This window comes from Arthrobacter sorbitolis, from assembly GCF_054510995.1.
In genome coordinates, this window is sequence record NZ_JBTNDM010000009.1 from 1 (window position 1) to 18,513 (window position 18,513).

At 70.2% G+C, this 18,513-nt stretch carries 16 protein-coding genes and 2 tRNA genes; 8 read left to right on the forward strand and 10 right to left on the reverse strand.

The window, feature by feature from the left end:
* Positions 1-157: 157 nt before the first annotated feature.
* Positions 158-2,272 (reverse strand): RecQ family ATP-dependent DNA helicase, encoded by a 2,115-nt coding sequence (locus ACX80K_RS13970; protein ID WP_459272499.1) that lies wholly within the window; start codon positions 2,270-2,272, stop codon positions 158-160.
* 94 nt (positions 2,273-2,366) lie between these two features.
* Here ACX80K_RS13970 and ACX80K_RS13975 point away from each other — a divergent pair, with 94 nt between their 5' ends.
* Positions 2,367-3,773: a phosphomannomutase/phosphoglucomutase gene (locus ACX80K_RS13975; protein WP_459272500.1), complete on the forward strand. Its 1,407-nt coding sequence runs from the start codon at positions 2,367-2,369 to the stop codon at positions 3,771-3,773.
* An 82-nt stretch (positions 3,774-3,855) separates the two neighbouring features.
* On the opposite strand, the gene ACX80K_RS13980 is transcribed toward ACX80K_RS13975, so the two are convergent.
* Entirely contained in the window at positions 3,856-5,739 is a 1,884-nt protein-coding gene (locus tag ACX80K_RS13980) for a phosphoenolpyruvate carboxykinase (GTP) (RefSeq protein WP_459272501.1), read from the reverse strand.
* Between the two features lie 289 nt (positions 5,740-6,028).
* On the opposite strand from ACX80K_RS13980, the gene ACX80K_RS13985 reads away from it, so the two are divergent.
* A tRNA-Arg gene (locus ACX80K_RS13985) sits at positions 6,029-6,104 on the forward strand.
* Positions 6,105-6,195: 91 nt separating this feature from the next.
* The gene (locus ACX80K_RS13990; protein WP_459272502.1) at positions 6,196-7,614 is read left to right on the forward strand and encodes a dihydrolipoyl dehydrogenase family protein; all 1,419 of its coding nucleotides are present in this window, start codon (positions 6,196-6,198) and stop codon (positions 7,612-7,614) included.
* Positions 7,615-7,707: 93 nt separating this feature from the next.
* On the opposite strand, the gene pdxR is transcribed toward ACX80K_RS13990, so the two are convergent.
* Positions 7,708-9,144, reverse strand: coding sequence for a MocR-like pyridoxine biosynthesis transcription factor PdxR (pdxR, locus tag ACX80K_RS13995; protein WP_459272503.1), 1,437 nt, complete (start codon positions 9,142-9,144; stop codon positions 7,708-7,710).
* 79 nt (positions 9,145-9,223) lie between these two features.
* On the opposite strand from pdxR, the gene ACX80K_RS14000 reads away from it, so the two are divergent.
* Together ACX80K_RS14000 and ACX80K_RS14005 are read left to right on the forward strand one after the other, a co-directional pair.
* Positions 9,224-10,072 carry an EamA family transporter gene (locus ACX80K_RS14000; RefSeq protein WP_459272504.1) on the forward strand — a complete coding sequence of 283 codons (849 nt, stop codon included), beginning with the start codon at positions 9,224-9,226 and terminating at the stop codon, positions 10,070-10,072.
* 129 nt (positions 10,073-10,201) lie between these two features.
* Positions 10,202-11,029: an MBL fold metallo-hydrolase gene (locus tag ACX80K_RS14005; protein WP_459272505.1), complete on the forward strand. Its 828-nt coding sequence runs from the start codon at positions 10,202-10,204 to the stop codon at positions 11,027-11,029.
* 86 nt (positions 11,030-11,115) lie between these two features.
* Here the strand turns inward: ACX80K_RS14005 and ACX80K_RS14010 are convergent, their stop codons facing one another.
* The 4 genes from ACX80K_RS14010 to upp form a co-directional block, all read right to left on the reverse strand.
* Entirely contained in the window at positions 11,116-11,652 is a 537-nt protein-coding gene (locus tag ACX80K_RS14010; protein ID WP_459272506.1) for a SixA phosphatase family protein, read from the reverse strand.
* A gap of 38 nt (positions 11,653-11,690) precedes the next feature.
* Complete coding sequence (locus tag ACX80K_RS14015) at positions 11,691-12,497, reverse strand: winged helix-turn-helix domain-containing protein (protein WP_459272507.1); 807 nt, start codon at positions 12,495-12,497, stop codon at positions 11,691-11,693.
* A 319-nt stretch (positions 12,498-12,816) separates the two neighbouring features.
* Entirely contained in the window at positions 12,817-14,154 is a 1,338-nt protein-coding gene (locus tag ACX80K_RS14020; RefSeq protein WP_459272508.1) for an APC family permease, read from the reverse strand.
* Positions 14,155-14,244: 90 nt separating this feature from the next.
* On the reverse strand, positions 14,245-14,880 hold the full coding sequence (upp, locus tag ACX80K_RS14025) for a uracil phosphoribosyltransferase (RefSeq protein WP_459272509.1): 636 nt from the start codon (positions 14,878-14,880) through the stop codon (positions 14,245-14,247).
* Between the two features lie 23 nt (positions 14,881-14,903).
* Between upp and tadA the strand changes: the two genes are divergently transcribed.
* The 3 genes from tadA (at position 14,904) to ACX80K_RS14040 (ending at position 16,079) form a co-directional block, all read left to right on the forward strand.
* Positions 14,904-15,398, forward strand: coding sequence for a tRNA adenosine(34) deaminase TadA (tadA, locus tag ACX80K_RS14030; RefSeq protein ID WP_459272510.1), 495 nt, complete (start codon positions 14,904-14,906; stop codon positions 15,396-15,398).
* Positions 15,399-15,447: 49 nt separating this feature from the next.
* The gene (locus tag ACX80K_RS14035; RefSeq protein WP_459272511.1) at positions 15,448-15,936 is read left to right on the forward strand and encodes a pyridoxamine 5'-phosphate oxidase family protein; all 489 of its coding nucleotides are present in this window, start codon (positions 15,448-15,450) and stop codon (positions 15,934-15,936) included.
* A gap of 53 nt (positions 15,937-15,989) precedes the next feature.
* Positions 15,990-16,079 (forward strand) — tRNA-Ser (locus ACX80K_RS14040).
* A gap of 353 nt (positions 16,080-16,432) precedes the next feature.
* Here the strand turns inward: ACX80K_RS14040 and ACX80K_RS14045 are convergent.
* The 3 genes from ACX80K_RS14045 to ACX80K_RS14055 all read right to left on the reverse strand — a co-directional run bounded on the left by ACX80K_RS14045 (position 16,433) and on the right by ACX80K_RS14055 (position 18,460).
* A complete protein-coding gene (locus ACX80K_RS14045) occupies positions 16,433-16,759 on the reverse strand; it encodes a GYD domain-containing protein (protein WP_459272512.1) in 327 nt (108 codons plus the stop codon).
* Positions 16,760-17,066: 307 nt separating this feature from the next.
* On the reverse strand, positions 17,067-17,822 hold the full coding sequence (locus ACX80K_RS14050) for a MerR family transcriptional regulator (protein WP_459272513.1): 756 nt from the start codon (positions 17,820-17,822) through the stop codon (positions 17,067-17,069).
* Positions 17,823-17,935: 113 nt separating this feature from the next.
* Positions 17,936-18,460: a small multidrug efflux protein gene (locus ACX80K_RS14055; RefSeq protein ID WP_459272514.1), complete on the reverse strand. Its 525-nt coding sequence runs from the start codon at positions 18,458-18,460 to the stop codon at positions 17,936-17,938.
* Between the last annotated feature and the right edge of the window lie 53 nt (positions 18,461-18,513).

An 18,513-nucleotide genomic window follows, 5' to 3' on the forward strand; every position in this document is an offset into this window, starting at 1 on the left:
GGAAGGTTTTCTGCACGTTAGATCACACTAAATGCGCTTAGGATCGTACGTTTGTGAAAGTTCCTTGCGGTTATTGGGAAGGGGGATAGGTTCAAATCTCCCCGTCTCCGCGTCAAGGCCCCCGGGTACCCCGGGGGCCTTTCTGCATCCGGGCCCGTTACGCCTTGAGCGCCAGGGCGAAGGGCAGCACTCCGGACGCGCCGGCGGAACGCAGCGCCCGCCCTGCCTCGGTGATGGTCCAGCGGCTGTCCGCGACGTCGTCGACCAGCAGCACCGGCCCGGGGTTCGCGGCGAACCATGCGGCGCCGCCCTCCGGGACGGCGAAGTGGTCCCACACGGCCGCGAGGCGGAAGGCGCTGTTGCCTCCCGCGTGCCCCTGCGGGAAGCCGTGCGGGGTGGCGAGCTGCCCGAGGTAGGGGATGCGCCCCACCCGGGCCAGGGCCTGCGCGAGGGATCCGATGAGTTCCGGACGCCGCCGGGAGGGGACGCTGACCACGGCGACGGGCCGCTCGGCCCAGCCCCACTGCGCCAGCACGCGCACCACGGCTTCGATGGCCGCGTCGTCCAACGGTGCGTCGGGGGTCGCGTCGGCCATGAGCTCCCGCAGCCTGTTGCCCCAGCCGAGGTCCGTCAGGCGGGCCAGTGCCCGGCCCGGCAGGCTGACCTCGGCCGGCTTCAGCTTCCCCTTCAGGGGCACGCCGAGCTTCTCCATGCCGGACGGCCACTGGCCCCGGGGCTCGAGTTCCACCCCGACGCGGCTGAGGGCCTGGTTCGCCGAGTCGGAGGCCTCGTGTGCCACCTCGTCCGAGTACCAGGGGCCGGCGCAGTTGTCGCAGCGGCCGCACGGGGTGGCGGCCGGATCGTCGAGGGACCTCGAGAGGAACTCCATGCGGCAGCCGCCGGTGTTCTCGTAGTCGAGCATCGCCTTCTGCTCCACGACGCGGGCCTCGCTGATCCGCCGGTACCGCTCGGCGTCGTAGGTCCAGGGCGTCCCGGTGCTCTCCCATCCGCCGGTCACCTTGCGGACGGCGCCGTCGACGTCGAGCACCTTGAGGAGGAGTTCGAGGGGCGAGCGCTTCAGGTTGACGCGCGTCTCGAGTGCCGGGGTGGACAGGACGGTGCCGGGCTCGAGGGCCTCGAGCACCCGCAGGGCGGCGTCCTGGGACGGCATCGACGCGGTGGCGAAGTACTCCCAGATATCGCGGTCCTCGGCCCCGGGCAGCAGCAGGACGTCGGCGTTCGGCGTCCCGCGTCCGGCGCGGCCCACCTGCTGGTAGTAGGCGACGGGCGAGGACGGGGCCCCGAGGTGCACCACGAAGCCGAGGTCGGGCTTGTCGAAGCCCATGCCGAGTGCGCTGGTGGCCACGAGCGCCTTCACCTCGTTGTTCTTCAGGGCAGCTTCCGCGGCCTCCCGGTCGGCCGGATCGGTGCGTCCGGTGTAGGCGCGGACGGCGTGCCCGTTCTCGCGCAGGAGCCGTGCGGTGTCCTCCGCGGCGGACACGGTCAGGGCGTAGATGATGCCGCTGCCCGGCAGGTCGGAGAGGTGCGTGAGGAGCCAGGCGAGGCGGGAGCGGGGGCTCGGCAGCCGCAACACCCCGAGCCGCAGCGACTTGCGGGCGAGCTCCCCGCGCAGCGTGAAGACGTCGGTGCCGCCCGCCCCGAGCTGTTCCTCGACGTCCTTCACGACGCGGGAGTTCGCGGTCGCCGTGGTCGCCAGCACGGGGACGCCCTGCGGCAGCCCCAGGATCAGCTCGCGCAGGCGGCGGTAGTCGGGCCGGAAGTCGTGGCCCCAGTCGGAGATGCAGTGGGCCTCGTCGATCACGAGCAGGCCCGTCCGCCGCATGAGCTCCGGCAGGTAGAGCTCGCGGAACGACGGGTTGTTGAGGCGCTCCGGCGAGACGAGCAGGACGTCCACCTCGTCGGCCTGGAGCTTCGCCTCGATGTCCTGCCACTCGGTCTGGTTGGCCGAGTTGATGGCCTCGGCGCGCACCCCGGCACGGGCGGCCGCGGCCACCTGGTCCCGCATGAGCGCGAGCAGGGGCGAGACGATCAGCGTGGGGCCGGCTCCGCGGGCGCGCAGGAGCAGGCTGGCCACGAAATACACGGCGGACTTGCCCCAGCCGGTGCGCTGGACGACGAGGGCACGCCGCCCGCCCTCGACGAGTGCCTCGATGGCCTCGAACTGCCCCTCGTGGAACTGCGCGTCCGGCGACCCGACGAGGGTGTGCAGGATGGCTGTTGCTTGCTCGTTGAGCGTGGTGGTCGTCGACATCCTCCCAGTATCCCAGCCACCTCCCCCAGTCCTCGCGGGGCGGGTCCGCCATGTGCGCAACCGGCGTAGCGGCCCCACCGATACACTTTCCAACGTGACTACAACCTTCGATCTCTCACTCTCCTTCAAGGCCTACGACGTGCGCGGCATCGTCGGTGAGACCATCACGGTGGACTCGGTCCGTGCAGTCGGGGCTGCCTTCGTGGACTCCCTGGACCTGGCGGGCGAGACCATCCTGGTCGGCGGCGACATGCGCCCGTCGTCCCCCGAGTTCTCGAAGGCGTTCGCCGACGGCGCCACCCTGCGCGGCGCGAACGTGCTCTTCCTCGACCTCATCTCCACGGACGAGCTGTACTACGCCAGCGGCACCCTGGACGCGGCGGGCGTGACCTTCACCGCCAGCCACAACCCCGCCCAGTACAACGGGATGAAGATGACGCGCCCCGGCGCCGTGCCCGTGTCCTCGGAGACCGGCCTGAAGGACATCCAGGAACGTGCCGAGCGCTACCTCGCGGACGGCACGATCCCCGCCGCCGGCATCCGGGGCACCACCGGTGTCCGTGACGTCCTCGAGGAGTACTCGCGGTTCCTCCGCACCCTGGTGGACCTCTCGTCGTCGCGGCCGCTGAAGGTCGTGGTCGACGCCGGCAACGGCATGGCGGGCCTCACCACCCCGGCCGTCCTCGGGGACCGGATCCTCCCCGCCCTGCCGTTCGACATCGTGCCCCTCTACTTCGAGCTCGACGGCTCGTTCCCCAACCACCCCGCCAACCCGCTGGAACCGGAGAACCTGCTCGACCTGCAGGCCGCCGTCGTGCAGCACGGCGCGGACATCGGGATCGCGTTCGACGGCGACGCCGACCGCTGCTTCATCATCGACGAGAAGGGCGAGCCCGTCTCGCCCAGCGCGATCACCGCGATGGTCGCCCGCCGCGAGATCGCACGCGCACAGGCCGCCGGCGAGGCGGAGCCCGTCATCATCCACAACCTCATCACGTCCCGTGCAGTGCCGGAACTGATCCGGCACGACGGCGGACGGCCCTTCCGCTCGCGCGTGGGCCACTCCTTCATCAAGGCCATCATGGCCGAGGAGGGCGCGGTGTTCGGCGGCGAACACTCGGCCCACTACTACTTCCGCGACTTCTGGAACGCCGACACCGGCATGCTGGCGGCCATGCACGTCCTCGCCGCCCTCGGGGAGCAGGACGGACCGCTGTCGGAGCTCGGCCGTGAGTACGAGCCCTACTTCTCCTCGGGCGAGGTCAATTCGAAGGTGGCGGACCTGCATGCGTCCATCGCCCGGGCACGCACCGAATTCGAGCAGGAGGGTGTCGTCGTGGACGACCTCGACGGCCTGACCTTCACCCCCGGACACGGCGACTGGTGGTTCAACCTCCGCCCCTCGAACACCGAGCCGTACCTCCGGCTCAACGCCGAGGCCGTGGATCCGCAGACCCTCGAGGACCTCGTCCGGCGCGTCCTGGCCGTCATCCGCGACTGACCCCGTAGCACCACAGGCACGAGAGAGGCCCCTTCCCGTCGGGAAGGGGCCTCTCGTGTCGAAGGAGTCGGGATCCGACGGGTCAGGCGACGCTGAAGCGCTGCTTGAGCTCCTCGAGCTGTCCCTTCAGTTCCTCGGGCAGGGAGTCGCCGAAGCGCTCGTACCACTGTTCGATGCCCTCGAGTTCCTCGGCCCACTCGACGGCGTCGACATGCACTGCGGCCTCGACCTCCGCGGGGGTCATGTCGAGTCCGGTCAGGTCCAGCGCGTCGCCCGTGGGGACGAACCCGATGGGCGTCTCGACGGCGTCGGCGGTGCCCTCGAGGCGCTCGATGACCCACTTGAGCACCCGCGAGTTGTCGCCGAAGCCCGGCCAGGCGAAGCCGCCCGACGCCGTGCGGCGGAACCAGTTCACGAGGAAGATCTTCGGCAGCCGGGCCTGGTCCGCCCCGGCGCTGAGGGTGAGCCAGTGGCGGAGGTAGTCGCCGGCGTCGTACCCGATGAAGGGCAGCATGGCCATCGGGTCGCGGCGCACCCGCCCCACCTGGCCGGCGGCGGCGGCCGTCGTCTCCGACGACAGCGTCGATCCCATGAAGATGCCGTTGGCCCAGTTGCGGGACTGCGTGACGAGCGGGACGGTCGTCTTGCGGCGACCCCCGAAGAGGATCGCGGAGAGTTCGACGCCGTCGGGCCGGTTGAACTCCTCGGCGAGCATGTCGATCTGGTCGATGGGCGTGCAGAACCGGGCGTTCGGGTGCGCGGCCGTGTGGTCCATGTCCGGCGTCCAGTCCCGGCCCTGCCAGTCGGTGAGGTGCGCGGGCACCTCCTCCGTCATGCCCTCCCACCACACGCCGCCGTCGTCGGTGAGGGCGACGTTGGTGAAGACAGAGTTGCCCTTCGCGATCGCGCGCATGGCGTTCGGGTTGGTCCCCCAGCCCGTGCCGGGAGCGACGCCGAACAGGCCCGCTTCGGGGTTGACCGCACGGAGCTCGCCCTCCTTGCCGAAGCGCATCCACGTGATGTCGTCGCCCAGGGTCTCGACCTTCCACCCGTCGATCGTGGGGTCGAGCAGTGCGAGGTTGGTCTTGCCGCACGCGGAGGGGAACGCGGCGGAGAGGTAGTAGGTCTTGTCCTGCGGCGAGGTGAGCTTGAGGATCAGCATGTGCTCGGCCAGCCAGCCCTCGTCGCGGGCCATCACCGACGCGATGCGCAGCGCGTAGCACTTCTTGCCGAGCAGGGCGTTGCCACCGTAGCCGGACCCGTAGGACCAGATGGAGCGCTCCTCCGGGAAGTGGACGATCCACTTGTCCTCGTTGCACGGCCAGGGGACGTCGGCCACTCCCTCGGCGAGGGGCGCGCCCAGGGAGTGGAGCGCGGGGACGAACGGAGCCTCGAGCTCCGTCATCCGGTCGAGGACCGCGGTGCCGATGGTCGCCATGATCCGCATCGAGGTCACCACGTACGCGCTGTCCGTGATCTCGACGCCGAACTTCGGGTCCTCGGCGTCGAGGTGGCCCATGACGAACGGGATGACGTACATGGTGCGCCCGCGCATGGAGCCGGAGAAGAGGCCCGTGAGCTTGGCCTTCATCTCGTCGGGGTCCATCCAGTTGTTGGTGAAGCCGGCCTCGCGCTCCTCCCGGGAGCAGATGAAGGTCTGCTCCTCCACGCGGGCCACGTCCTTGGGGTCCGAGAACGCGGCGAAGGAGTTGGGGAACGTCTCGGGGTTCAACCGCACGAAGGTCCCACTGGCCACGAGCCCTTCCGTCAGGCGCGCGTTCTCCGCCTCCGAGCCGTCCACCCACACCACCTCGGTGGGCTGCGTGAGCTCCGTCACCTCCTGCACCCAGGCGAGGAGGGCCGGATGGGTCGTCGGCGCGGAGCCGGTGGCATCCGGCAGCGGGCTGCCGTCAGGATTTATGGGGGGTGTGCCGACCTCATCAAGCTGACGCGCAGTATGGCCCATTGGACTTCCCTTCGTTGGGTGCTCGGTGTATCGATGCTAGGGGCGGGATATTTCATGCAAGGGTCATGGGTACTCGGCACTCCCGGGGGGCCACGGACGATCCGCGCCATTCCAGCGATGTCATGCGCTTACGTCACACTCGGGTGTGACGAAGGTCACGTAGACCGGTCTAGGACTTCTTCGGGCGGCCGGTGAATTAGGCGTCCTGCAGATTCCACGCTAAAGTTGTCTACGGCCAAACGGCCAGCTTGTAGGACTCATCCGCCCGCCGGATCGAGCTCCTACGGATGCGTGCGTAGCTCAACGGATAGAGCATCTGACTACGGATCAGAAGGTTGGGGGTTCGAATCCCTTCGCGCGCACCACTGTTGCACAGAACCATCGAAAGGCCCCGGCTCCGGCCGGGGCCTTTCGCGTGAGGTTGCTCCCCCGCGGGGCGGGTGGAAGGCTCTGCCTATGAGCGAACCCCAGACCATCGATGTCATCGTGATCGGAGCCGGCGCGGTCGGCGAGAACGTCGCAGGGCGGGTGGTCCAGAAAGGTCTCTCCGCGGTCCTCGTCGAGGCGGACCTCCTCGGCGGCGAATGCTCCTACTGGGCGTGCATGCCGTCCAAGGCCCTCCTGCGCCCCGGGACCGTCCTCAACGCAGCCCGCGGCGTCGCCGGCGCGCGCGAGGCGGTGACGGGATCCCTCGATGCGCAGCAGGTCCTGGAGCGCCGCACCTCCTTCACCTCCGACTGGGACGACTCCTCGCAGGAGGAATGGGTCGCGTCGGCCGGCATCACCCTGGAACGGGGCCGGGCGCGGATATCCGGCGAGCGGGAAGTGACGATCAGCCGGGAGGACGGGTCCGGGACGGTCTACCGGGCCGACCACGCCGTCGTCCTCGCGACCGGCTCGACGCCGACGGTCCCGCCCATCGACGGGCTCGCGGACCTGGACTACTGGACCACCCGCGAGGCCACCTCGGCGAAGGAGGTACCCGCGAGTCTCGCCGTCCTCGGCGGTGGCGTGGCCGGCGTCGAACTGGCGCAGGCGTACTCACGGCTCGGCGCGGAGGTGACGGTGATCGCGCGCAGCGGCATCCTCGGCACCTTCCCGAAGGAGGCGTCCGACCTCGTGCTCGACGCGCTGCGTGCCGAAGGCGTCACCGTCCTCACGGACACCGCCACGTCGTCGGTCCGCAAGGAGGACGGCCGGTTCGTGCTCGAGGTCGGCGAAGGCCGGAGTGTCACCGCCGAGCGGCTGCTCGTCTCGACCGGCCGCCACCCGCACACCACGGGGCTCGGGCTCGAGGACCTCGGGCTGGACGTGAAGAAGATCCGGGGCGATGACACCGGCCGCGTGCCCGGCGTCGGGGGCTGGCTGTACGCCGTCGGTGACGCCGGTGGCAGGGTGCAGCTCACCCACCAGGGGAAGTACGAGGCGCGCATGACCGCCGACGCCATCGCCGCCCGCGCCACGGGCACGCTCGGGGACACGGCCGAGGACTGGAGCCCGTACACCGCGACCGCCGACCGCGGGGCCGTACCCCAGGTGGTCTTCACCGATCCCGAGATCGCGATGGTCGGGCGCAGCCTCGACCAGGCACGGAAGGACGGCATCAACGCCTCCGAGACGTCGCTGCCCATCTCCGTGGCGGGCTCGTCGCTCCACTCCGACGACTACAAGGGCTGGGCGCAGATGGTGGTCGACGAGGACCGCAGGGTACTCGTCGGGGTGACCTTCGCCGGGCCGGAGGTGTCCGAACTGCTGCACGCGGCCACCATCGCGGTCGTCGGCGAGGTACCCCTCGACCGGCTCTGGCACGCCGTCCCCGCCTACCCCACCGTCAGCGAGGTCTGGCTGCGCCTGCTCGAGCAGTACGGGCTGTGACGGGCCGCGCGGACCGACCGGGCACCCGCCGGGGGCCGGTCGGGGGTCCCCCGGGCCGGGGAGTCCGTCAGGGGAGTCCGTGAGCGGAGTTCCTCAGCGGAGCCCGTCCGCGATGACGCCGCCGAGCACTTCGACGCCGCGCAGGATCCGCTCCTCTCCGACGTTGCCGAAGCCGAGCACCAGCGCCGCCGGGACGTCCGCCTCGGCCGCCCGCGGGGCATCGACCCGATAGCGCGACAACCCGTGGACCCGGACCGCACGGTGCAGCGCCGCCTGCACGACGTCGGCCTCGGCGACGCCCGCCGGGAGTTCGAGGACCGCGTGGCAGCCGGCGTCGAGCCCCGCCAGGTGCAGTCCGGCTGCGTGCTGCGCCACCGCCCGCGCCAGGACGTCGCGGCGCCGGCGGTAGACCTCCCTCATCCGCAGCACGTGCCGGTCGTAGCGCCCCGATTCCATCAGCGCCGCGAGGGCCAGCTGGTCGAGGGCGGGGGCCCCGCGGCTGGTCAGGAGTTTCTCGCGGACCACGGGACCGACCAGGGACTGCGGCACCAGCAGCCAGCCGAGGCGGATCCCGGGCGCCATGGTCTTGCTCAGCGACCCCAGCGCCAGGACCCGGTCGGGCGCGAGTCCCTGCAGGGATCCCACCGGTTGCCGGTCGTAGCGGAACTCGGCGTCGTAGTCGTCCTCGAGGATGATCCCGTCGACCTCCGCCGCCCAGGCGACCAGGGCCTGGCGCCGTCCGGGGCCCATGACCACCCCGGTGGGGCACTGGTGGGCCGGCGTGACGAGGACGGCCCGGGCACCCGAACGGCGCAGTGCGTCGACGTCGAGGCCGGCACCGTCGACAGGGACGGCCACCGGCCGCATCCCCGCGCGCCGGACGATCTCGTCGTGCTGTCGGGGCCCGGGATCCTCGAGGCCCACCTGCTCGATGCCGGACCGTGCGAGTGCACCGAGCACGAGCACGAGTCCCTGCCGGAAGCCGTTCACGATCACCGCGTGCTCCGGCTCGGCGGTGCCGGCACGGACGCGACGGTGGTAGGCCGCCACCACTTCCCGTAGCCGGAAGCTGCCCGCGTCCCCCTCGTCGCCCATCACCGCGGTCGGCGCGGTGCGCCCGGCCTCGCGCAGGGCCCAGATCCAGTCGCGCAGCGGCGCCGACCGCAGGTCGGGCACGCCGTACTCGAAATCCACGTCGATGCGGTGCTCCGTCGTCGTGGACGGGCGGGCAGCCCGTCGCCCGGGGGTCTGCCGGCCCACCCCGGCAGCCACCCGCGTGCCCGAACCGCCCGCCCCGACCAGGTAGCCCTCGGCGATGAGTTGCTCGTAGCAGGCGACCACCAGCCCCCGGGACACCCCGAGGTCCTGGGAGAGCCGGCGCGAGGACGGCAGCCGTTCGCCGGTGCTCAGCCGTCCGTCACGCACCGCCGCGCGCAGCTGTTCCTGGAGCTGGTGCCCGAGCGGGATCCCGTCGGTCCTGTCCAGGGCGAGGAGCAGGGGCGGACCCTGTCCCGACCAGGGAATGCTCATCCGATCCTCCCGAGTGGTCCAGTGAGATGCGGCCCAGGTGGACCTTCATGCCGGACCGCATCGGGGCCATCATCGTCGCATGAGTATCGGTATCGTCCTGGCCCTGCTGGCCGCGGCCGGCTACGGGGCGGCGGATTTCCTCGGCGGGCTCGCCGCGCGCCGCGCCTCCCCGTGGGCCATCGCCCTCGCCGGCCAGCTCGCGGGAGGGTCCGCGCTGCTCGCTGCGGGCCTGTCCCTGCCGGGCCTCGCCCGCCCCGCCGACTTCGCCTGGGCGGTGCTGGCCGGCCTGGGCGGCGCGGTCGGTTCCGTCTTCCTGTACCGCGGCCTGGCGCGGGGCCGCATGGGCGTCGTCGCGCCGGTATCCGGAGTCGGCGCAGCCCTGGTGCCGGTGCTCGTCGGCGTGTCACTCGGCGAGCGCCTCGGCACGCCGACGTGGATCGGCATCGTAGTGGCGCTGCCCGGCATCTACCTCGTCTCGCGCGGGGCCAGGGACGGAACCGGCAGGCCCTGCGACGGGATCCTGGACGGGGCACTGGCCGGCGGAGGATTCGGTCTGTTGTTCGTGGCGCTCGCACGGGTCCCGGAGTCGGCCGGGATCCTGCCGCTGGCGGTCAACCAGGGCGTCGGGGCCGTGGTCACCCTGGGCGCCGCCACACTGCTGCGGCAGCCCTGGGCGCCCGACGACCGGACAGGACGCCGCGCGGTCGGCTGGGGTGCCGTCAGCGGACTGCTCGGCACGGCGGGCACGGTGGCGTTCCTGGGGGCGAGCCACAGCACGGACCTGGCCGTCATCGGCGTCCTGGCCTCCCTCTACCCTGCTGCGACCGTGCTCCTCGCGGCGACGGTGCTGCGCGAGCCGTTCCGGCTCGGCCAGGGCCTCGGGCTGCTCGTCTGCGGCGCGTCGGTCGGGCTGGTGGCCCTGGGCTGAGGCCCGAGGAACTCCCGCATCGCCGCGGGACCCCTACGAGAAGGAATGGCAGATGAACGACATGACAGGACAGACGGCAGGCACCGGGGTGCGGACGCGCTCTCCGATGTCCCGAGCGGAAGGAACCCGATGCTGACGCAGATCGCGGAGGGCGTGCTGGTCCACCAGAGTGAGCTGATCCGGAACAATACCGTCGTCGTGCAGGGCCGGGCCGGCGTGCTGCTGATCGATCCCGGGATACGAGGCTCCGAGATGGCCTGCCTCGCGAAGGATCTCCGCGAGACGGGCAGGCCGGTCGTGGCCGGCTTCTCGACGCACCCGGACTGGGACCACGTCCTCTGGCACGCCGAACTCGGCGAGGCGCCCCGCTACGGGACGGCCCGCGGCGCGGCCTTCCTGCGGGACCTGCTCGCGGACGCGGACTGGCAGGCCCGCGTCGCCGAGGGGTTGCCCCCGGAGATCGCGGGCGAGATACCGCTGGACCTGTTCGGCCTCGTCACCGGCCTGCCGCCGGATACGGCCCGGATCCCCTGGGACGGCCCCGCCGTCCGGATCATCGAGCATCCGGCGCACGCGCAGGGCCATGCGGCGCTGCTGATCGAGGAGCACCGCGTCCTCGTCGCCGGCGACATGCTGTCCGACATCCTGATCCCGTTCCCCGACCTGGACGCCGCGACCCCCCTCGCGGACTACCTCGAGGGGCTGCGGCTGCTCGAGGACGTTGCCGGCGACGTCGATGTCGTCGTCCCCGGCCACGGGTCGGTCGGTGGCCCGGGCGAGGTACGCCGACGGGTCGGCCTGGATCGCGCCTACGTACGGGCGCTGCGGGACGGCAGGACCCCCGACGATCCGCGCATCGGCCCGTCGGCCAGGTACGGCACGGAGTGGCTGCCCGGGGTGTACGCATGGCAACGACAGCAGCTCGCCGGGAGGGAGCAGGAAGGGTCGGTGGGCTAGGGCTCGGGATGCGGGCACCGGGCGGGCCGTCCCCGCGACACGGTACGGGCCCCCGGCGCAGGTACGGTCGCTAGCGCAGGGTCGCCCTAGCGCAGGGTCGGTGCCCTGCGCACCACGAAGTCGGTGACCTCGGCGTCGCGGCCGTCCAGCTCGGCCCACTCCCCGTCGTAGGTGAGGACGGTGAGCCCTGCCGTCGGGTAGTCGGTGGCCAGGTCCATGACGGCGTGCTCGCTCGACCGCACCGATGCGAGGCGCATCGCGAGCTCCTGGACGCCGGGGTTGTGCCCGATGACGAGGAGGCTCGTCACGGTCGGCGGCACGTGGTTGATGAGCGCGAGCATCTCCGACGGACGCGCCGCGTAGAGCTCGTCCTCGAGCTTGGGCGTCGGGGCCTTGTCCCCGAGCTCGGTGCAGACCCAGGTGCAGGTCTGCCGGGTACGGAGGGCCGACGAGACGAGGATGAAGTCCGGTACGGTGTCGTGCTCCACCATCCAGCGGCCCACCAGCGGGGCGTCGGCGTGGCCCCTGGAACTGAGCGACCGCTCGTGGTCCGGGACGCCCTGCTGGAACTCGGCCTTCGCATGGCGCAGGAGCATGAGTTTCTTCAGGTGGTGGGGAGCCATCCCCGCAGTCTATGGCGTCCCTGCAGCAGCCGGAGGGTTTAGATCGAGTACTCGGGAGCAGCCCAGACGATCACTTCGGGGTGGTCGTAGAACCGGTAGCCCTGCCCCCGCACGGTCCGCACGGTGTTGGCCAGGCGTCCGAGCTTGGACCGCAGGCGACGGATGTGGACGTCGATGGTCCGCTCGTTCGGCACCTCGTCCGCGTTCCGCCACAGGCCGCCGAGGAGTTCCTCGCGGCCCACGGTGCGGGTCGCGTTCTCGACCAGGTAATTCAGGAGCTCGAATTCCTTGAAGGTCAGGTTGAGCGTCTCGCCGTCGAGGTGCACCTCGCGCCTCGACAGGTCGATGAGCACGCCCGTGGGGCGTGCCTGGGCTGCGGCCGGGGCGGCATCGGGGCGCGGGCGGCGGGCTACCGTGGGATCGCCGAGGGCGGCGCGGACGACGTCGATGTCGGAGCCAGGGGCGTCCGCGGGGGCGAGCGCCACGGCCGCATGGCTCTCCGCCGTCGGCACGAGCGAGCGCACGTAGGCACGGACGTCCTGTGCGAGCTTCGAGAAGGTGGTCCCCGCCGCTGCGGCTGTCGCCTCGTCGAGCGCGACGTAGAGCACGAAGCCGCGTGCGGTCGTGTCCCCGGTGACCGCCTGGGGGCCGGGGACACCGTTGGGGGCGACGACGGGGACGGGAACGCTGAGGGGATGCGCGTCGGCGGAGACCGCCTGGAGGCGCGAGTGCGAGCGCGGCACCTGCTGCGCCTGCTGGGGGAAGGTCGGCCCGAAGGACTGCCGCGCCTGGGGGCCCTGCGGTGAGCGGAGCGAGATATGGACGTAGCCGGGATTTACTGACATGAAAACCACCTCGTGAAGTGTGCCGTCATCACGGCTCGAATGCGGGATGAGCCCGGTCGGGATGAAGAGGAATGCCCGCCGTTGGGCTCGAAGTGCGTAGGAAGAGGTTGGGTGTAACCGCTACGCGTGCATTCGGTGACAGCGCGGCTGATTCCCGGACAGGACGTCCGGGCAGCGGACCGCGGCTGCGGATGCGAGTGAGTGGGTGTTCACGCAAGGAATTATTGCACGTAACATTCGCCTACGCACAAGTAACAAAGGAACTTTGTCCGCCATGCGAGACGCGGCGGACGGCGACGTGGCGACGCCGGCGGCTCCGCTACTGCGAGACGCGCGCCTCGCGCTTCCGTCCGGCGCGGGCCGCCAGGAACAGCACCGACCCGACGACGATGTAGGCGATGGCGCCGAGCCAGACGACGCCGGTCTGCTGGGTGAGCAGCGCGATGCTGGCGATGACGGCCAGGATCGGCACGATCCGCGGGGCCGAGAAGTGGGAGTGCTCCACCTTGTCCTTCTTGAGCACGAGCACGCTGACGTTGGCCGAGATGAACACCAGGAGCAGCAGGAGCACGGTGGTCTCGGCGAGGGTGGCGAGGTCCCCGAAGAGGGTCAGCACGATGGTCAGACCGGCGACGACGACGATGGAGACCCAGGGCGTACGCCGGTTCGGCAGCACACGCGCGAAGGCCCGCGGGAGGAGTTCGGCTTCCGCCAGTCCGTAGCCCACGCGGCTGGCCATCACCATGAACAGCAGGGCGCCGTTGGCGATGGCGATCAGTGCGATCAGGCTGAACAGCCAGGACGGGATGCCCGCACCGCTGGCATTCACGACGTCGAGCAGGGGCCCGGTGGACTGGGCGAGCTCCGCGGGCGGCAGGACGATGACCGCGCCGAGAGCGATCAGGAGATAGACGACGGCCGCGGTGCCGATGGCGCCGAAGAGGGCCCGGGGGTAGGCCTTCGAGGGGTCGCGGACCTCCTCCGCCATGTTGGCGGCGGCCTCGAACCCCAGGAACGAGAAGAAGGCGATGACCGACGCCGCGAAGGCGCCCTCCAGCGGGGGCACGTCCGGCGCGAACTCGAGGAGCCGGCCCGGCTCACCGTTGCCGCTGCCGAGCACGACGGCGGCGAGGACGATGACGAGCACGAGGCCGGTCACCTCGATGATCGAGGCGACGAGGTTGGCGGTCAGGGATTCCCGGACGCCGCGGAGGTTGATCAGCGTCAGCAGGATGATGAAGACCACGGCCGCCGGAGCGGACGGTACGTCGATGAGTGCGGCCAGGTAGTCACCGGCGAAGGCGTTCGCCAGGGCCGCGGCCGTGGTGATGCCCGATGCCATCATGAGGAACCCGACGAGGAACGACAGATAGGGGATGCCGAAGGCCCGGTCGATGTACCGCGCCGCGCCACCGGCGTGCGGGTACTTGGTGATGAGCTCCGCGTAGGTCCCCGCGGTCAGCAGCGCCACGACCAGCGCGATGAGCAGCGGCAGCCAGATCACGCCCCCGACGTCGTTGGCCATGGTGCCGACCAGCGTGTAGATGCCGGCCCCGAGGGTGTCGCCGACGATGAAGGCGAAGAGGAGCGGAGCCCCGATCGCCCGCTTCAGTCCGCCCTGCGCACTCGCTTCTGTCGTGCCGCTGTCCGTCGCCATCGCACCATTGCAGTCGCTCGCACGCGCTCGCGCAACCCCTTGACGCGAGGGCGGAAGTTGTTGCCCGGGTCCCCGCCGGGGGGACCCGGGCTAGCCGACGACGCCGTAGAGGCGGTCTCCCGCGTCTCCGAGGCCCGGCACGATGTACGACTTCTCGTTGAGCTTCTCGTCGATCGAGGCGAGGACGATCGTGACGTTGCGGCCCTCGAGCTCCTCCTGCAGCGTGGCGAGTCCCTCGGGCGCGGCGAGCAGGCAGATGCAGGTGATGTCGGCGGCGCCCCGGGCGAACAGGAACTTGATGGCCTCGCGCAGCGTCCCACCGGTGGCCAGCATCGGGTCGAGCACGAAGACCTGGCGTCCCGTGAGGTCGTCCGGCAGCCGCTCCGCGTAGGTGATCGCCTCGAGGGTCTCCTCGTTGCGGGCCATGCCCAGGAAGCCGACCTCGGCCGTCGGCACGAGGCGCGTCATGCCCTCGAGCATCCCGAGGCCGGCACGGAGGATGGGGACCACGAGCGGCGTGGGCTTCACGAGCCCCGTGCCCTGGGTTGCGGTGACGGGAGTCTCGATGGACACCGGTTCGACGCGGACCTCGCGCGTGGCCTCGTACGCCAGCAGGGTGACGAGCTCCTCGGTGAGGAGGCGGAACACCGGCGACGACGTCTCCTTGTCCCGGAGAACCGTGAGTTTGTGGGCTACCAGGGGGTGGTCGACTACCAGTACTCGCATTCCTCAAAAGTACCATTGAGCCCATGAACCCCGCCCTGCAGCCCGTGGATCCCGAGCACGAGGCGTGGATGGCGCTGGCCCTGGAGGCGGCAGAACTGGCGCGCCCGAGCGCGGACGTGCCGATCGGCGCCGTCGTCGTCGGCCCCGACGGTGAGGTGCTGGGAATGGGCTGGAACCAGCGCGAGGAACTCGGGGACCCGACGGCGCATGCCGAGGTGCAGGCCATCCGCGCCGCCGCCCGCCGGCTGGGCGCGTGGAGGCTCGAGGGCTGCACGCTGGTGGTGACCCTGGAACCGTGTGCCATGTGCGCGGGGGCTTCCGTCCTCGCCCGCATCCCCCGCGTGGTGTTCGGGGCGTGGGACGAGAAGGCCGGAGCCTCGGGATCGGTGTTCGACGTCCTGCGCGAGCGGCGGCTCAATCACTGGACGGAGGTCGTCGCGGGCGTGCGCGAGGACGAGTGCGCCGCACTGCTCAGGGAGTTCTTCGCCGCGCAGCGCTCCGGTTCCGGCACCCCCTGACACTGCGTAGGCTGATGAAATACGCAGGACCCCTCGAGAAGGAGCAGACGTGGCAGACCAGCAGGACGGTTTGAAGGAAGTACAGGACATCCTCGACAAGGCCGACATCGCGATCCTCACCACGGTGAGCCTCGGCGGCCAGCTCGTGAGCCGGCCGCTCGCCCTGCAGGCGAAGGACTTCGACGGCGACCTCTGGTTCTTCACGGAGGACCCCTCCCCCAAGGCCGATGAGATCCGCGCCAACCCGCAGGTCAACGTCTCAGCGAGCACGGGCAAGGGCTACGTCTCGATCGCGGGCACGGCCACCCTGACGAAGGACCAGGCCAAGATCGACGAGCTGTGGAGCCCGTCGGTGTCCGCGTGGTTCGAGGACGGACGGGACGATCCCTCCGTGGCCCTCATCCACGTGGACGCCGACACCGCCGAGTACTGGTCCATGGACGCGCCGCGCGTGGTCTCGGCCGTGAAGATGGTCAAGGGCCTCGTCACGGGTTCCAAGCCGGACGTCGGGAAGAACGACGTCGTCGACCTCCCGTAGGCACCGGACCCGTTTTGGGTCTCGGGCGCCGGACCCGGTAACGTAGTGGCGTTGGTGACGTGTCCGAGCGGCCGAAGGTGCAACACTCGAAATGTTGTTTGGTGTAAAAGCCAACGTGGGTTCAAATCCCACCGTCACCGCCACCCAGCGAGGCCCCGGTCCCCTTCGAGCAGGGGGAACCGGGGCCTTTCGCTTTGCGCAGGAGGGGATCGCGGAGCCTGGCCCGGTCGGCTCAGGACAGCCGCGGCCTCGATGTCGACGGCGGCGAGCGCGCGGCGCGTGGAACACCTTCCTCAGGAGGTGTCCTCCGAGAAATCAGGCAGGTTCGGCCCGGACGGCCGCGCTCATGACCTCGTACCCCACGAACGTCGCTTCGTCCCCGACCCAGGCATCATGACCGGCGGGGATCGAACAGGCGGCGCCGGCGTTGATGGTGCGCGTGCCGTCTTCCAGTTCTGCTTCGGAACTCCCAGCCGGCGGACTGAGCGCTCCACTGTCAGGTGCCGGGAGACCGGTACTTGATCTGCCCGGCTGTCCGCATGGCTTCCATGGTTTCGTCGACGGTCAGGAGGACCGTCGTTTCGAACGAGCTCAGTGCGCCGCCTCCGCTGATCGCCAGCGCGACCGAGGCCATCGACACGTTGTCGGGAGCCTCCCACAGGTTGTAGCCGTCGTGGGCGCCGAAGGCGTACCAGAATCCGTGGAGTTTCCCGCCTACCGATTCGATGTACGCCTGGGCGGCCTTTCCGCGGTCCTCGGGGTTGCCGATCAGCCTCGCCCAGGTCTCCGGTGTGTAGCTGAACTTCGACAGATAGAGCGGCATCGTCTCTTCCTTTCGTGCACTGTCGGAAGTTTGATTCGCCAAGAATGGCAGCCTTCTGTCAGGCCGGCAACGGATCACATGGGATCGGAGCAGTTGAGATGCCCATCGCGGCGCGCATGCGCTGCTGGTCGAACTCCTGTACCACCCTCCATCAACAGACGGATCCTGGAACCGACGCGAGGGGAGACGCCGTTCGCCGAGGCGGTCCGCTCTCAACCAACCGGATGACTACGAGCGGGAGGCCGGCTCGACGGCGGGATGTGGCGTTGACCGAGGCTCCGACAGAGCGTGGGTGCCGCGGCCGGAGTCAGGGCGGCGAATCGTCCTTGGCGCCCTGTTCCTTCTTGAGGAGTTCGCCGGCAAGGACGCTTGCCCGAGCAAGGACGTCGAGCTGCGCCGGGTTGTACAGCGCCGTGAGCGACTCGACGACCGTGGTCCGAGTGACCTCCAGACTCTTGGAGAGGTGCTTCCCGGGCTCCGTGAGCCACGGGTAGCCCCTGATGGCATCGGCGATGGTCGGCGCGTAGCGCTCGGCGAGTTCGGCGCGTGCTGGTTCGTCGGCGTCGGGGGACAGCGCGTCGAATTCCCTGCTCGGCGACTCCGGATCCTGCCGGATCATGGTGCGTAGGTCCTGCATCGCGTCGTCGTCGTACAGCTGGGAGTAGATCAGCATCAGCGACTGGTCCGGCTCGGACAGTCGAGGCGCCACATCCTCGAATCCTGCCGGGACGCCCGTCACCGAGGACCCTTGAAGAATCGCCTGGATCTCCGCCCTGGCGCGCTGCAGCCTCTCGATGCTCACGGCGAGGTCCGCGTCGATCGCCCTCAGCGCCTCGAACGATGGGTCGCCCTCGAGGGCCACGTCGTCGATCTGGTCGAGCGGGACGCCGAGATCCCGCAGGCGGCGGATCTTCAGGAGGCGGACCAGATGCCTGACCTGGTACTGCTTGTAGCCGTTGGACATCCTGTCCGGCTGCTCCAGCAGCCCGACCTGGTGGTAATGGCGAACGGTGTTCACGGTCGTTCCCGCCAGCTCGGCGATCTCGCGGGTGCTCCACGCCATTCTCGTTCCTCCTTCCGCGTCCTCGTCCGGTGGTTCATCTGCTGTGTCTGCTGTCCGTCAACCGGCCCGTGGGAAACCCATCGTCCCACCGGCCGAAGACCCTCCGACGTCCGTCACCAGCCCAGGAATCCGACGAGTCCTGTCGCAAGAGCCGCGATACCGCCGGTCCACAGGATGATGGCGATCGCCTGCCAGAGCAGGACCCGCTCCTTCCGGACCCCGGATGCTGCGAAGAACGCGGCAGTGAGCTGCGTGGGCAGTGCAAGCGGAGCGAGGAGACTCGCGCCCGGCACGCCGAACCGGGAGAGCCAGCCCTGCAGGCGGCGCTGCCCCTTCACGCGCCGCGCCGATGGAGCGGCAGCTGCGGGACCGGGCGCCTCGCGCCCGTTCCCGCGGCCGACCACGACCTTCTCGCGGATACGCGAACTGACGGTGACGACGGCGAGCACGCTCAGGAAGTTACCGATCATGGCAGCGAGGGCCGCCACGACCGGATTGATCCCGAGGATGATGCCGATGCCTGCGGCTCCCTCGCCCTCGATATAAGGAACCATGCCGGCGACACCGACGCCGAGGGGTTGAACCAGCTCGGGCAGTTGCTGCACCCAATCCCTGATTCCTTCATACGGGTTGTCCACGCTGTTCTCCTTCGTCTCTTCCGCGACGGATGGTGATTACTCCGCCGCCATAT

Bases quoted from the DNA above. Each gene is read 5' to 3' on its own strand.
- ACX80K_RS14010 (WP_459272506.1), bottom strand. From the start codon at position 11,652: ATGGCTCCCCACCACCTGAAGAAACTCATGCTCCTGCGCCATGCGAAG.
- ACX80K_RS13970 (WP_459272499.1), bottom strand. From the start codon at position 2,272: ATGTCGACGACCACCACGCTCAACGAGCAAGCAACAGCCATCCTGCAC.
- ACX80K_RS13980 (WP_459272501.1), bottom strand. From the start codon at position 5,739: ATGGGCCATACTGCGCGTCAGCTTGATGAGGTCGGCACACCCCCCATA.
- ACX80K_RS14050 (WP_459272513.1), bottom strand. From the start codon at position 17,822: ATGGCGTGGAGCACCCGCGAGATCGCCGAGCTGGCGGGAACGACCGTG.
- ACX80K_RS14020 (WP_459272508.1), bottom strand. From the start codon at position 14,154: ATGGCGACGGACAGCGGCACGACAGAAGCGAGTGCGCAGGGCGGACTG.
- tadA (WP_459272510.1), top strand. From the start codon at position 14,904: ATGAACCCCGCCCTGCAGCCCGTGGATCCCGAGCACGAGGCGTGGATG.
- ACX80K_RS14015 (WP_459272507.1), bottom strand. From the start codon at position 12,497: ATGTCAGTAAATCCCGGCTACGTCCATATCTCGCTCCGCTCACCGCAG.
- ACX80K_RS14005 (WP_459272505.1), top strand. From the start codon at position 10,202: ATGCTGACGCAGATCGCGGAGGGCGTGCTGGTCCACCAGAGTGAGCTG.
- ACX80K_RS14045 (WP_459272512.1), bottom strand. From the start codon at position 16,759: ATGCCGCTCTATCTGTCGAAGTTCAGCTACACACCGGAGACCTGGGCG.
- ACX80K_RS14000 (WP_459272504.1), top strand. From the start codon at position 9,224: ATGAGTATCGGTATCGTCCTGGCCCTGCTGGCCGCGGCCGGCTACGGG.
- pdxR (WP_459272503.1), bottom strand. From the start codon at position 9,144: ATGAGCATTCCCTGGTCGGGACAGGGTCCGCCCCTGCTCCTCGCCCTG.
- upp (WP_459272509.1), bottom strand. From the start codon at position 14,880: ATGCGAGTACTGGTAGTCGACCACCCCCTGGTAGCCCACAAACTCACG.
- ACX80K_RS13990 (WP_459272502.1), top strand. From the start codon at position 6,196: ATGAGCGAACCCCAGACCATCGATGTCATCGTGATCGGAGCCGGCGCG.